The organism is Komagataeibacter europaeus LMG 18890 (assembly GCF_000285295.1).
GTDB lineage: Bacteria > Pseudomonadota > Alphaproteobacteria > Acetobacterales > Acetobacteraceae > Komagataeibacter > Komagataeibacter europaeus.
On record NZ_CADP01000077.1, the window covers coordinates 1 to 14,312 of the forward strand.

The window sequence follows — 14,312 nt, forward strand, 5'->3', positions numbered from 1 at the left end:
CTGTGTCAGGCGGGCTTTCTGTCCCCCGCCATGACGATCCACAAGGCCATCCGGGCCATCCGCATTGAAACGCAGCACCCAGTCACGGATACTCTGACGGTCTGTCCCCGCAAGCAGGGCCGCCTCGCCGCGCGAGGCGCCATCATAAATCGCCGCAAGCGCCAACAGGCGACGCGACTGACCCGCATGCCGGCTTCTGCGCGCAAGGCGTCGCAACTCCGAACTATCATGATCGTCACGCAGGGATAGAGGGCTGCCCATCCAGAATGCCTCCTTCAGAGAATGGTCTGCATCCTATGAATCACATTTTTAAACCGATGGGTACCCCGTGAGTCAGGCCAAACAATGGTTGGTATTATTTCATAATGCTCGACCGCCTGGGCTGCCGAAAGCATGGCGGCGTCACGGATCGCAGGGTCGTCACAATCGCTGATGATGTCTTTTGCTTCGGTAAGGATTCCGTCCATCGCCTGGCACGTCACCCCCTTAACGGGCTGGCCATGCATCTGGAAGACCTGTTCGAGCCTGCGTACATGCTCCCGTGTTTCCGTCAGATGATCCTGAAACGCGGCTTTCAGTTCCGGTTCAGCGGCCTTTTCGGCCATGGTGGGCAGATTCTTGACGATCTGGTTTTCGGCATAATAGATGTCCTGAAGGGTATGCACGAACAGGTCATCAAGGGTTTTGATCGGTTTTGAAAACAGGCCCATTGATTTTCTCCATTTTCGAAAAGATACCGCTCGCCTGATCGGCGCACGGTCGTCAATGCGTTGACCGGAGCATTCAGATTCCGGGGGACGGCAGCAGATCGCTGACGCCCCCGGTATCCAACAGGATGTCAGGTGTTTTTATGGCTCTGCTGGCCAGCCTTGACATGCTGTTCATGCGTGCCGCCCCGGGTGCCGGTACTATGGGTACCCTCGTCTTTTCCGGCATGCGACGTGCCTGTGTTCTTGTGGCTCTGCTCGCCAGCCTTGACATGCTGTTCATGCGTGCCGCCCCGGGTGCCGGTGCTGTGGGTACCCTCGTTTTTCTCGCCATGCGATGTGCCGGTGTTCTTGTGGCTCTGTTCGCCGGCCTTGACGTGCTGTTCATGGCTACCGCCCTGATTTGCCATTTTTCCATTCCTTTATTTCTGATTGGGGACGATCGTTCATCCGACCGCCCCAGGACAAACCGCCGGGCCTGAATACAGTTTCAAAAATTTTGAGAAAAATATTATATTCCTGAAAATAAAAATATGAAAACATATTGGGAATATTTCATTTTGAAGTCATTCTGAATGATTTTAAATCATAATTATTACCATACCCTCCTGGGTGCAGGTCAGGGCATTGCAATGCAGGAAGAGATATCTGACATACAGCCGTGAATACGGCGAGCATACCGGGAGGATACGATGCCTGTATTTACCTGCATGGCATAAGACTATACCCATGTCTGTGTCATATGTTTCCATAGGCAGACGGGAAATATCATTCACGAAAATGATTTTATGAAAAATTCCAATATTTAATTTATGCATATTCATATGGGGCTGTTCTGTATGGCGATAATTGACACCCAGACGTCATCCCCGAAATTTTATACATCCATTTTCGTACCCGCAGGCGCAACCGGCGGCGTGCTGATCCCTTAAACCCTGCACTGACCCAGAAAAATCCAGGTATCCGCCGGAGCGATTTCCCATGACCCATGTGTCTGTCGCCGTGCCGTGTCGCCTCCAGATCAATGGCCAGGGCTATGCTGCCGATCTGCCGCCGTCCGTCACGTTACTCGACCTGCTGCGGGAACGGCTTGGCCTGATAGGTACAAAAAAAGGATGCGATCACGGACAATGTGGCGCATGCACCGTTCTGGTTGATGGAAAGCGGGTCAAAAGCTGTCTCATCCTTGCCGTCTCGATCCCGGATGCCGCAGTCATGACCATTGAGGGAATCAGCCAGAACGGCCGGTTACACCCGATGCAGCAGGCCTTCATCGACACGGATGCCTTCCAGTGCGGCTACTGCACGCCGGGGCAGATCATGTCGGCCATCGCCCTGCTGGAAGAAGGTCATATTCATTCCCGAGCGGAAATCCGCGAATTCATGAGCGGCAACCTGTGCCGCTGCGGCGCCTATAACGGCATCATCGACGCCATTGAACGGATTGTGGCCCAGCAGCGCGGCAATCATGCGGGAGAGGCGGCATGAGAAGTTTTTCGTATTCCCGGCCCTCCGCTCTCGATGAAGCCTGTCAGGGTGCGGAATCCGTGCGCTTTCTTGCAGGTGGGACAAACCTGATCGACCTTATGAAATCGGATGTCGAACGGCCCGCCCATGTGGTCGATATCAAGTCCCTGCCAATGCGCGATATAACAGACCGGCCCGATGGCGGCCTGCGTCTTGGCGCGCTGGTCACCAATGCCGATACGGCGGCCCATCCCCTTGTAACAGGCAGGTATCCCCTGCTCGCCTCGGCCATTCTGGCGGGGGCCAGCCCGCAGATCCGCAATATGGCCACCAATGGCGGCAACCTGAACCAGAGGACGCGCTGCCACTACTTTTATGATCCCGCCATGGCATGCAACAAGCGTTCGCCCGGCACGGGATGCGCCGCACGCGGCGGGCGCAACCGGATCATGGCCGTTCTGGGCACCAGTGACGCCTGTATCGCCACCTTCCCGTCCGACATGTGCATAGCCCTCGCAGCACTCAACGCCACGGTCAACCTGCATGGTCCGCAGGGTGAACGCACGGTCAGCGTGCGTGACTACCATCGCCTGCCCGGTGATACGCCATGGCGCGACAATGTCCTGCAACCGGGTGAAATCGTGACCGCCATCGACCTGCCTCCCGCACCGTTCGGGCCGCATCATACCTATCTCAAGATCCGTGACCGGCAGTCCTTTGCGTTTGCAATCGTCTCGGTAGCCGTGGGGCTGCAGATGGAAGATGGCCGGATCAGGCGCGGCAGCATCGCGCTGGGTGGCGTGGGAACAAAACCGTGGTGCGTGCCGGAAGCCGAAGCACTGCTGAACGGTCAGCCACCCTCGCATTCGCTGTTTCGCGATGTTGCCGAACGGCTTCTGCATGGGGCCGTGGCGGACCGTGACAACGCCGCCAAGATCAGGCTGGCCCCGCGCGTGATTGAACGCGCGCTGTGGCAGGCCGCAGTCGGCACGCCGCAATCCCAGACCGACAAGGCCATTCGCTGAAGGATACGTAGCCATGAACGTCATATCCACGCATATCGGGCAGCCTGTCTCGCGGATCGATGGTGTTGCGAAAGTCACCGGTCAGGCGAAATACGCCGCAGAGCCTCACCCACCGGGCATGCTGTATGGCGTCGTTGTCAACAGCCCCATCGCACGCGGACGGATTGAAACCATTCACGACGCCGAGGCGCGACAGATTCCCGGCGTGATCGAAATCATGACCCACCTCAACCGTCCCCATGCCGCATTGTTCGAAAAATCGTACATGGACGGCCTGGGCGTACCTGGTGCGCCCTACAGGCCGCTGCATGACGGTGAAATCCACTTCAACGGGCAACCCGTCGCCGTCGTCTTTGCCGAAACATTCGAGGCTGCGCGTGAAGCGGCCATGCTGGTCAGGGTCGATTATGAACGATGGCCGCACAATGCGAATTTCGAAGTTGCCCTGCACCAGAAATACATGCCATCGAAAACACGCAGCAATTACGTGCCGCCCAAACCCCGCGGCGACGCTGCCGCAGCCTATGCGCTGAGCGCGGTAAAAACCGAGGGTCGCTATCATCTGGCGCCCGAACACCACAACCCGATGGAAATGCACGCCACGACCGTCATCGTGGAAGATGACGGCACGTTCACGGTCTGGGACAAGACACAGGGCCCGCAGGCGGTGCAGGCCTATCTGGCAAGCGCCCTTTCCCTGTCAAAGGATCAGGTGCGTGTGCGCAATCCCTATGTAGGCGGCGCATTCGGTTCGGGCCTGCGGGCGGTGTACAATGTCTTCCTTGCCACGCTGGCCGCAAAAATGCTGAAACGGGCGGTGCGCGTGACCCTGACACGACCGCAGATGTTCACTCACGCCTTCCGCCCCGAAGCCGTCATGGACATCGCCCTTGGCGCCAGCCGGGACGGCACCCTGCAGTCCATGATTGTCAAAGGCGTGACCGATACGTCGCGCTTCGAGCACAATATGGAAAACATCGTCATCTGGGGACTGATCAATTACAGATGCCCGAACGCCACGGCTGATTACAAGGTCGCACCGCGTGACACCTATACGTCCAGCGACATGCGCGCACCGGGTGCGGCAACCGGCGTCAACCTGCTGGAAATGGCCATTGATGAGATGGCCTATGCCTGCGGCATGGACCCGCTGGCATTCCGTCTGCACAATTATTCCGATATTGACGCCATGCATGACATGCCCCTGACCAGCAAGGCGCTGCGAGACGCAATGGCCCAGGGCGCACAGCATTTCGGCTGGCATGACCGTTCCATGATCCCCGGCAGCATGCGTGATGGCAGGGAACTGGTCGGCTGGGGCATGGCGACGGGCATATGGGATGCCATGTTCTCCCCCACTTCCGCCCGTGCCCGGCTGGGTCAGGATGGACGGCTGCATATTGCCACGGCGGCTTCCGACATTGGCACCGGGACCTATACCATACTGGCGCAGACCGCGGCGGAGGCGTTCGGCATGCCGCTGGACCGGATCGATATCGAACTGGGGGATTCCGCCCTGCCCGAATGCCCGACGGAAGGCGGGTCATGGACGGCTGCCTCTGCCGGTGCGGCGGTCTGGCTTGCGTGCCACAGCCTGCGCACGAAACTGTTCGCGGCGCTGGCCAGATGCAAAAATGCGCCATCATGGGCACGACAGGACAGCGTGAAGCTGGAAGGCGGCGCATTGCATGGCATGAACGAAAATGCGCAGGACAGCCTGTCCCTGTCTGATGCCCTGTCGCTGACCGGGCAGGATGTTCTTGAAGCCGAGGAGACCGCGAAACCGGGACTAAGGGGAAAAATCAGCCAGATGCGCAAGGCCCGTTTCACGCACAGCGCGGTTTTCTGCGAGGTACGCGTGGACCCTGAACTGGGCACCGTGCGCGTGACGCGTCTGGTCAATGCCGTTGCCGCCGGGCGGATCATGAACCCGAAAACCGCCGCAAGCCAGATACGCGGCGCCATGGTGATGGCGACCGGCATGGCACTGCATGAGGACTCCCTGATGGATGAGCGCGTCGGCCAGTTCATGAACCACAATTTTGCCGAGTACCACATTCCGGCCCATGCCGACATTCCAGACATGGACGTGCTGTTCGTGAATGAGCATGATGATGAGGTCAGCCCGCTGGGCGTCAAGGGCGTGGGGGAAATCGGCATGTGCGGGACGGCCGCCGCCATCGCCAATGCCATTTTCCATGCGACCGGCAGGCGGGAACGCAACCTGCCGATCACCCTTGGCGCGTGAGCCTGCGGAGCGATACCGGAGACACTGGCATGCGCCGTGGATGACAAACATCCTTGCCGATGGTGTCTCCATTGTAAAATGGCATGCGGCAAATACCGTTTCCGCGCGCTTCATTCCCCCACGGCGCGCCGATGACACACCACCGGAGTTATCGGCGTTTTCGTCACCTGATACCGTATTTGACAAGAGAAGCGAAACTGGACGCGCGGTCTCAGGCTTCACCAGGTGATTGCATCACGTCAGGGTCAGGAAAAGCAATGCGGACGCCAAACCCCCTGCCTGATTCCGAAAGGGGGGAACGCAGGCACACGGTCGCGTCCATCTGCCTGGCGATATTGCTGGCGATGGCCAGACCGAGGCCGCTTCCGCGCGTGCCTGTCCCGCCGCGTACGAACGGGCTGGTCAGCCGCGCCAGCATCTCAGGCGCCAGAGCCGGGCAATCATTGATGATATCAATGCCGCCATCCGGCAGGACGGTCACATTCACCGGCATGTTGCCCATCCCATGCAGCAACGCGTTTTCAAGCAGGTTGCGTAGCATGATGCCGGTCGCATCCATGTCACCATGCACGAATATGTGGCTGATCCCGTTTGCGTTCAGGATGATGCCACGGCCGTCATTCAGGTTATGACCAAGGTCATCAGCAAGGACACGCAGCACGGTCAGCAGGTCAAAGCGGTTGCGCCGGAAGGCAACGCCTGAGGATGCACGGGAAAACTGCAGCAGTTTTTCCACCGTCCGTCCCAGTCGGCGGGTACGGTCGGCAATAATGTCCACTCTGCGGCTGGCCTCCGTGCCCGCCGGAACCATACGGCCCAGCATCTGCACCTGCGCCAGCAGGGCTCCAAGCGGGTTACGCAGTTCATGCGCGGCGCTTGCGGCAAAGGCCCGTTCCGTGGAAAGCGCCGTTTCCAGACGGGCCAGAAGGGTATTGACGGCATGCTGGATGGAGACGAGTTCGACCGGCAGGTCAAGCGACGGGATGGGCCGCAGGTTGCCGCTGCCACGGGATTGCATTTCATCATGCAGGCGGTCCAGCGGGCGCAGGGCCCGCCGCACGATCAGGCGTACCAGCAGCCAGATGACAGGCAGAAAAACCAGTATCGGCACGATGGCAATCGCCGTTGCGCGCCACGTGGCCCCACGACGATGCAACGTGGGCTCCCCCACCAGGACACGATAGGCCGTGGCAGTAGGCGCCGCGATATAGACCCGGAAACGGGGCGTATCGACAAACCCGGTATGGATATCTGGCACAAAAGACTGAACCGGCGCATTCTGTGAACGCAACACGACATGCCCGGACTGATCGACCACCTGATAGGCAAGCGTGCGTGGCCCCACATCGGGCACCCAGGCAACAGTGTCCCGTGGCCCACGGGACTGTGTGGCGATGGTGGCCTGCAGCCGTTCGGAGACTTCCTGCAGGGAATTGTCCAGCCGTTCCGTTATTTCGTAGCGGGTGAACCCCGCGACGGCCAGGCTGAGGGCCAGCAGACTGAGCGTCACGACGCTCAGGACACCACTGACGATCCGGGTGGCAAGGCTCCAGTTCTTCATACGCTCTCACCATCGGCCAGACAGTACCCACGACCGCGGACCGTCCTGATAACCTTATTACCCACCTTCTTGCGCAGGCGGCTTATGAAAACCTCAACCGTGTTGCTATCCACATCCTGGTCCAGTGCATACAGGGCCGTGTCGATCTGCGGACGTGAATAGATCCGGCCGGGATGGCGTGACAGCAGTTCCATGATGGCCCATTCACGCGCGGTCAGATCCAGCACCCGTCCATCACGCGATACCGAACAGCCTTCCCGGTCAATCGTAATCTCGCCAATGCGGTAATGAACCCGCCTGCGGGGAGCCGCATAGCGCCGCGCCACGGCAGCGATACGGGCCACGAGTTCGTTCAGGTCATAGGGTTTGACGATGTAATCATCCGCCCCGTCGGACAGGCCTGCGATGCGGTCGCTGATCTGGTCTTCCGCCGTGGTGATGAGGATGGCGATATTCGATGGCGTCCGGCGGATGTCACGCAGCAGGTTGCGCCCGTTCCCGTCCGGCAGCCCGAGATCGAGCAGCATGAAATCATAATCCACCGCCGCCATGGCCGCGCGCGCATCCTCCAGCGTCGTGAACCAGTCCACGGCATGCCCATCCAGCCGCACGCGTTCCTGCACTGCCGCCCCAAGGTCATGTTCATCTTCCACGATAAGGATACGCATCAATCCTGAACCTTCTCTCGCATGACCCGGGCATAAAGCGATGGCAGCACCAGGAGTGTGAGCAATGTAGATGTCACCAGCCCACCAATCACCACGCTGGCCAGCGGGCGCTCGACCTCCGCGCCTGCGCTTTGGGAAAACGCCATGGGAAAAAAGCCAAGACTGGCGACAAGGGCCGTGGCCATGACGGGACGGAAGCGGGATTCCGCAGCCGCAAAGGCCGCCTGCGCCACGGCCACGCCCCGTGCCCGCAAGGCTGCGATCTCACTGACCAGCACCACGCCGTTCAGGATGGCTACGCCAAACAGCGCGATGAAGCCGATCCCCGCCGAAATGCTGAACGGCATACCCCGCACGGTCAACGCCACGATGCCGCCGGTTGCCGCCACCGGCAGGTTGACAAACACCAGCAGCGCGGGCCGCACGGCGCCAAACGCCACCACCAGCAGCACAAAGATCAGGCCAAGGGCAATGGGCAGCACGATTTCCAGCCGCAGCAACGCCGATTGCAGGTTACGGAACTGCCCGTCCCACTGCATGGTATAGCCTGCAGGCAGTTTCACGTCGCGCGCCACGCGGGCCTGAGCTTCGGCCACGTAGGAGGCCAGATCCCGCCCGCGCACGTTGGCCTGCACCACCATGCGACGGCGCACCCGGTCGCGGCTTATGCGCGGTGGGCCATCGACTTCATGCACATGCGCCACCTGTGACAGCAGGACATTCCCCCGCCCGTCCATCCGCCGGACCTGCAGCGCGCCAATCGCGGCAGTCGAACCGGCAATGCGCGGGTCAAGGCGCACCTGCGTGCCGATGATCGCGTTATCCACAATGACTGGCCGGGCACCGATATGCCCGCCAATCGCCTCCACCGTATCCAGAATGTCCTGCACCGCCACGTTGCGGCTTGCCGCCTGCGAGCGGTCGATGTCGGCCACGATCAGCGGTACGGTGCCATCGCCCGCTGCCGCCACGTCCGCCGCCCCCTTCACGCCTGACATGGTGGCCACGACCCTATCGCCCAGTTCGGCCAGTGTGGCCAGGTCATCGCCAAAGATCGAGACGGCAATCTGCGTGCGCACGCCAGAGAGCAGGTCATCCATGCGCATCTGCACCGGCTGGCTCCATGAATACAGCGCGTCGGGCAGTTCGCGCCGCAGCGTGTCGTCCATCGCGGCCACAAGCCCCGCCTGCGTGCGGGCGGTTTTCCATGTGGAGGACGGGTTGAGGAAAATGAAGCTGTCGGTCTCGTTCACGCCCATCGGATCGGTCGGAATGGCGGATGTGCCGGTATTGCTGACCACGGAGCGCACTTCGGGGAAGCGGCGCAGGATCTGCTCCTGCTTCGTGACCGAGGCCAGAACGGTGTCAAGCGAGGCCGAGGGCAGCCGCGTGGTGGTGACCGCCAGCGCACCCTCGTCAAGCTGGGGAATGAACTCGCCACCCAGCCGTGTGGCAAGGACCGCCGATACGGCCAGCACCGCCAGCGTGCTGCCAAACAGGACGCGTGGATGGTTTTCCCCCCATGTCGCCATATGGGCATAGGGGCGGCGCATGAAGGCGATCAGCCGCGTATCACCCGCAGGCCGCACGCCCCCCAGCGCCAGGGCCGCCAGAACCGGCACGCAGATGAAGCAGTAAGCAAGCGACGCCAGCAGCGCCATGATGACCGTCTGCGCCATGGGGCGGAACATGTGCCCCTCGATCCCCTGCAGGGTCAGGATGGGCAGGTAGACCATGACGATGACCAGTATGGCGAACCCCACCGGGCGCATGACCTGCAGCACGGACGAGATGACCAGCGGGATGAATTCGGCTTCCGGTTCTTCTTCCCGCCGCGACAGGACATGCTCGATCACCACCAGCGAGCCATCGACAATCATGCCGAAATCAATGGCCCCCAGGCTGAGCAGGTTGGCCGAAATGCCGAACTGCCGCATCCCCGCCATGGCGCAGATCAGGGCCACCGGAATGACCGATGCGATCACCAGCGCCGCCTGCCAGCTACCGATCACCACCACCAGCACGCCCACCACCAGCACCGCCCCCATCAGAAGGTTGTCGCGCACGGTGGCGATGGTCTGTCCGGTCAGGGTGGCGCGGGTGTAATAGGGTTTCAGCGTCACACCCGCGGGCAATGCCTGCCTGATGCCAGGCAGGGCACGGTTGATGGCCGCCAGCGTGGCGTTGGAACTGGCTCCGCTTTCCATCATCACCACGCCGATCACGATTTCGCCCTGCCCGTCGCGCGTGACCGCCCCCAGCCGGGTGCGTGCCCCCGTGGTGATACGTCCAAGGTCGCGCAGCCGCACGATCGAACCGTCCGTATTGGTCCGCACGGCAATATTGCCAAAATCCGCAAGGCTGCCCACCAGCCCGCGTCCGACCACGCTCTGCTGTTCGGCATGGTGGGTGATCCAGCCACCGCCGGATGCCGCGTTGCCTGCGTCCACCGCGCGATAGACCTCGCCCACCGAAAGGTTGCTGCCTATCAGGCGTGCCGGGTCCAGTGTCACCTCATAGGTTTCCTCCGCCCCGCCATTGACGTTGACATCCACCACGCCGGGCACGAGGCGCATCTGCGGTACCACGGTCCAGTTCATGATGCGGTTGAGATCCATGAGCGAGCGCCCTGTCCCGGTGATCTGGAACTGCATGATCTCGCCCATGCCGGTGGCCAGCGGTCCCATGCTGATGGTGATTCCGGGCACGGATATGGTTGCGCGCGCCTGCTGCATGCGCTCGTTCACGCGGGTGCGGTCCAGGTTGATGTCGGTGTCATCGGCAAACTGCACATATACCACCGACACCCCGCCACGGGAGACGGAACGCAGGTCGGTCATACCGGGAATGCCGGTCATGCTGGCCTCGACGGGAAAGGTGATGAGCTTTTCCACCTCCTCCGTCGCAAGGCCGGGGGCAACGACCGAAACGAGCACCTGCCGGGGCGAGATATCCGGCACTGCCTCCACCGGCAGGCCCAGCACCGCCATGATGCCAGCCGCCAGCAGCAGGCCAAGCCCGCCCAGCACCAGCATGCGCGCGCGGATCAGCGTGGCAAGGTAGGCGCGCGCCATCAGTCGGCATCCATTCCGGCCAGACCAATGATGGAACGCAGAGCAAAGCTACCATGGCCGACAACTGCCTCCCCCCCCTTCAGACCGGAACGCAGCACCGCCCGCCCCCCTTCATCCAGCGCCACATCAACAACGACGGGCCGATAATCGGTCTGATCCACCCGCATGAACACGACGCTATGCCCGTCAATCTCCTGGATGGCTTCGGACGGTACGACAATGCCCGCCACGCTGCCACGCTGCGCCAGTGTTGCGTCCAGCACCATGCCGGGCACAAACAGGCCCGTCGGGTTGGCAACGCTGCTTGTGACCCGGACCAGCCCGGTCAGGGGGCTGGCCATGCCGTCCACCGTATCAATGCGGGAAATGAACGGGCCATTTGCCGCCTGAGTCACCTGCTGCCCGCCCGGTGCGACCTGCGCCGCCTGATCGGGCGGAATGTCGGAGACGAGCCATACGCTGGACAGGTCGGCCACGGTCGCCACATCCATGGTCGGGTCCATGTCGCCCGCCACCGACGTATTGATCGCCTGCACCATGCCATCGACGGGGGAAATCAGGGTCGAAGTCTCATCTTCCGCACCCTGGCTGTCCTGTTCCGATGATGAATTGAACTCCTCCGCAAAGCGATGGCCCAGCGTGTCCATATCCGCCTGTCGCGCGCGCAGGGTGGCGTCTGCCTGCGCCAGCGCATCCTGCCTGCGGTGCAGTTCGGCCATGGATATGCTTTCGCCCGCCAGGGCCCTTGCCCGCTGCACCGCACCTGCCGCATCGGTCCGGGCTGCAATGGCAGCCGTGAGCGCCGCACGCATCTGGACCGCCTGCAGGCGTGCAACGTGCAGGGAATGATCCTGATAACGCACAAGCGCCTGCCCCCGCCGCACGGACGTGCCCGGCTGGACAAGAACCGCCAGCACCTTGCCGCTACCTGCCGGGTGGATATGAACGACCCGCGTCGTATCAGGCATGACCCGGCTTATGACCGGCAGTACGGGCGTAACCGTGCCGGGCATGGCCGTGGCGACGCTCACGCCTTCATTGGCAACAGCCGCCGCATCCAGCTTCACGACAGGAGGCAGCGTTCCTTCTTCCGCCCGGGCCTGAAGGCAGGCATATCCCAGAAGCAGCAGCGCAAGGGCAATATGCTTCATGGTACGATGCCTGTCGCGATCAGCATGCGGATGCTGGCGACATGCCATTCCACGTCGGCCCGCGCGCTGGCCAACCGGGTGCCCCCTGCCGCCTGCCGGGCGGCAATTACCGTGTCCAGACCAACCTCGCCCACGCGCCATGCATGTTCCTGTGCCGCTGCACGCCGCTCCATGCTGTCGGCGGCGGTACGGGTGGCCTGTCGCACCGTAGTGGCGGCAATCAGGCGTTCCCGCACGCGCATCATTTCCAGATGCACCATGCGCCGGGCCTGTGTTTCCTGGCTGGTGGCCGTGGCCAGCCGGTTGCGCGCTTCGGACATGATGGGGGTATTGCGGACTTCGCTGGGCAGGGGAATACTGAAATTCAGTCCCACGCGGTCATCCCACGGGCTGCCGTACTGCTTTTCATGGATAGCATCCACACCGATTTCCGGGTTGGGCATGAAGGAATGGCGCGCCAGCTTCATGTTGGCCTCGGCGGCTTCAACATTGCGGTGCGCCACCTTGATGCGGGGGTCATTGTCTTCCATGTCACGCGGGCTGACAAAACGCGCCTGTGTCACGTCGCTGCCGCCATAACGGGTCAGGTCGGGCACAACCGGGCGCCCCAGCAGCACTTCCAACGCCGCAGCAGCGTTCTCGGCTTCTTCCTGTGCCAGAGCCAGTTCATTGCGGGCATTTTCCATCGCGGCCTGCGCCAACTGCCCATCTGCCGAGGCCAGTTCGCCGCCATGCACCGCATGCGTGGCGCTGATGGCCATGCGCGCCGCCGCATCGTATGAGGCATGGGCCACGTCCACCCGGGTACGCGCGATCAGGGCCGCAGCAGCGGCATCAAGCACCCGGATGGACAAAGCCATGTGTTCGACATTGAGCTGCTCGTCAATGGACGCGGCTTCCGCGCTTGCTACCTGTTTCGTGGCACTTCCCTGCCCCGGCAGCCACAGCGGCACCGACACCCCGCCCTGATACGTTGTGTAGCCCTCATTACTGCCTATCATATGGTCATCCATGTATTCACCAGACAGGGTCGGGCCACCGGCAAACCATGATCCTGCCGCGCTGACGCGGGCGCGGGCGGAATGATGACCGACCTGCAGTTCAATGCGGACAGGATCAATGGCCCATGCCATTCCGACCGCTTCATGAAAGGATGGGCCGGATTGGGGCACCTGAGCCCGCGCGGACGCTACCCACGCCACGGCGCAGGCCGTGGCTATGAACAGGAGCGGGCGCATGGTGTGGTTCATGCTTCAGGCCATCATGGAATGACGGGACCACCGTGGCTGATCCGTTCGGCCAGATCACTCCACAGCCGCGCCATCATGAGATTGATGTCAGACGTGACCGAAAAGGGGGACTGGGAACGCGCCAGGGGCGAAAGGGACATGCGTTCCCCAATGATAAAATGCCCTTTGAAGAACAGCCTGGCGGAAATCGCCCCCTGCTGCCCCTGCCCAATAGGCCGCGTAACAGAAATACGTAAATGCGGTGAGGGGTCGGCAATCAGACCGAATGCGTGCAGTTCAGCATCATCAGACGGACACGCCACGCCCTGCAGCACCGCATCACGCAGTACGGAATGGGGATAGCCCCCATACATGCCATCCACATGCAGACGGATACCCTGGCGGATCGTCATGCATATGCCCTCTGTTCCAACATCTGCCCAGGCGGTCGATACCATCAGGCAGAAAATACAGGCTGTATACAGACTATCCCGCAATATCCTTTGCATAATAAGCGTCTGTTCTCCGTTATACATAAAATTCCTGCCATCACGATGATGACTTTCTAACGATAACAGAGAAACCTGACGCGAACCTGAACACCCAATCTACGAAAAAGAATTTATATTATGAAAATGATTATCATTTCGATATAGAGACATGCTGAACCAGCAGGTATTTATTAATTAAATTTATTATTACTAAATTTTTATTATGAGAGTGCATGCATTAGCTGCCGAACGGGCAGAAGGCCCATCTGCGGTCTTATTTTTCCAAAAGCATGGCTTATACTCGCGTGAAGAGGTGGTCCCCATTTTTCGGACAGGGCGATAAGCTATCATCTGGCCTGAACGAGGACGGGTTTTATGGGCAAGGTTACGCGGAAACGGTATGCGGCGGAGTTCAAATCACGGGTTGCCCTGGAGGCGATCCGTGGGGAACTGACGCTGGCGGAACTGGCTTCGAAACATGGGGTGCATCAGACGATGATCGCACAGTGGAAACGGCAGGCGATCGAGGGGATGGCGGCGACCTTTTCCGGGAAGACGGTGGCTGAGCCCCCGGTCAGCCCTGCTGATGTGGAGAAACTGCACGCGAAGATAGGCGAGCTTCTCGTGGAACGGGATTTTTTACGCGATGCCTCTGCTCGGTTGGGCGTGATCAGAGGCGGCAGATGATTGA

Annotated in this window: 12 protein-coding genes and 1 pseudogene; 4 read left to right on the plus strand and 9 right to left on the minus strand. The window is 61.1% G+C overall.

Annotated elements, in window-relative coordinates:
- The 3 genes from GEU01_RS15995 to GEU01_RS24625 form a co-directional block, all read right to left on the minus strand.
- Window positions 1-261 (minus strand): helix-turn-helix domain-containing protein (locus tag GEU01_RS15995; protein ID WP_026018662.1); only part of this gene is annotated, 261 nt, incomplete at its 3' end.
- 14 nt (window positions 262-275) lie between these two features.
- A complete protein-coding gene (locus GEU01_RS16000; protein WP_019086876.1) occupies window positions 276-710 on the minus strand; it encodes a YciE/YciF ferroxidase family protein in 435 nt (144 codons plus the stop codon).
- A 128-nt stretch (window positions 711-838) separates the two neighbouring features.
- Entirely contained in the window at window positions 839-1,117 is a 279-nt protein-coding gene (locus tag GEU01_RS24625; protein ID WP_010511323.1) for a hypothetical protein, read from the minus strand.
- Window positions 1,118-1,688: 571 nt separating this feature from the next.
- Here GEU01_RS24625 and GEU01_RS16015 point away from each other — a divergent pair.
- The 3 genes from GEU01_RS16015 to GEU01_RS16025 are packed head-to-tail and all read left to right on the plus strand — an operon-like array spanning window position 1,689 to window position 5,447.
- A complete protein-coding gene (locus GEU01_RS16015; RefSeq protein ID WP_019086879.1) occupies window positions 1,689-2,195 on the plus strand; it encodes a (2Fe-2S)-binding protein in 507 nt (168 codons plus the stop codon).
- Window positions 2,192-3,199 carry an FAD binding domain-containing protein gene (locus tag GEU01_RS16020; protein WP_019086880.1) on the plus strand — a complete coding sequence of 336 codons (1,008 nt, stop codon included), beginning with the start codon at window positions 2,192-2,194 and terminating at the stop codon, window positions 3,197-3,199. Before GEU01_RS16015 ends, GEU01_RS16020 begins: the two co-directional genes overlap by 4 nt.
- 13 nt (window positions 3,200-3,212) lie before the next feature.
- Window positions 3,213-5,447 carry a xanthine dehydrogenase family protein molybdopterin-binding subunit gene (locus GEU01_RS16025; RefSeq protein WP_019086881.1) on the plus strand — a complete coding sequence of 745 codons (2,235 nt, stop codon included), beginning with the start codon at window positions 3,213-3,215 and terminating at the stop codon, window positions 5,445-5,447.
- Between the two features lie 211 nt (window positions 5,448-5,658).
- Here the strand turns inward: GEU01_RS16025 and GEU01_RS16030 are convergent, their stop codons facing one another.
- The 6 genes from GEU01_RS16030 to GEU01_RS16055 are packed head-to-tail and all read right to left on the minus strand — an operon-like array spanning window position 5,659 to window position 13,666.
- A complete protein-coding gene (locus GEU01_RS16030) occupies window positions 5,659-7,008 on the minus strand; it encodes a sensor histidine kinase (RefSeq protein WP_019086882.1) in 1,350 nt (449 codons plus the stop codon).
- Window positions 7,005-7,676 (minus strand): response regulator transcription factor, encoded by a 672-nt coding sequence (locus GEU01_RS16035; RefSeq protein WP_019086883.1) that lies wholly within the window; start codon window positions 7,674-7,676, stop codon window positions 7,005-7,007. The genes GEU01_RS16030 and GEU01_RS16035 overlap by 4 nt, the downstream gene beginning before the upstream one ends.
- Entirely contained in the window at window positions 7,676-10,750 is a 3,075-nt protein-coding gene (locus GEU01_RS16040) for an efflux RND transporter permease subunit (protein WP_019086884.1), read from the minus strand. The genes GEU01_RS16035 and GEU01_RS16040 overlap by 1 nt, the downstream gene beginning before the upstream one ends.
- Window positions 10,750-11,901, minus strand: a complete 1,152-nt coding sequence (locus tag GEU01_RS16045) for an efflux RND transporter periplasmic adaptor subunit (RefSeq protein ID WP_019086885.1) — start codon at window positions 11,899-11,901, stop codon at window positions 10,750-10,752. Before GEU01_RS16045 ends, GEU01_RS16040 begins: the two co-directional genes overlap by 1 nt.
- Complete coding sequence (locus GEU01_RS16050; RefSeq protein WP_019086886.1) at window positions 11,898-13,151, minus strand: TolC family protein; 1,254 nt, start codon at window positions 13,149-13,151, stop codon at window positions 11,898-11,900. The genes GEU01_RS16045 and GEU01_RS16050 overlap by 4 nt, the downstream gene beginning before the upstream one ends.
- A gap of 11 nt (window positions 13,152-13,162) precedes the next feature.
- Entirely contained in the window at window positions 13,163-13,666 is a 504-nt protein-coding gene (locus GEU01_RS16055; RefSeq protein WP_232272582.1) for a hypothetical protein, read from the minus strand.
- Between the two features lie 330 nt (window positions 13,667-13,996).
- On the opposite strand from GEU01_RS16055, the pseudogene GEU01_RS16060 reads away from it, so the two are divergent.
- Window positions 13,997-14,312 (plus strand): annotated as a pseudogene (locus GEU01_RS16060) (transposase); the annotation flags it as partial.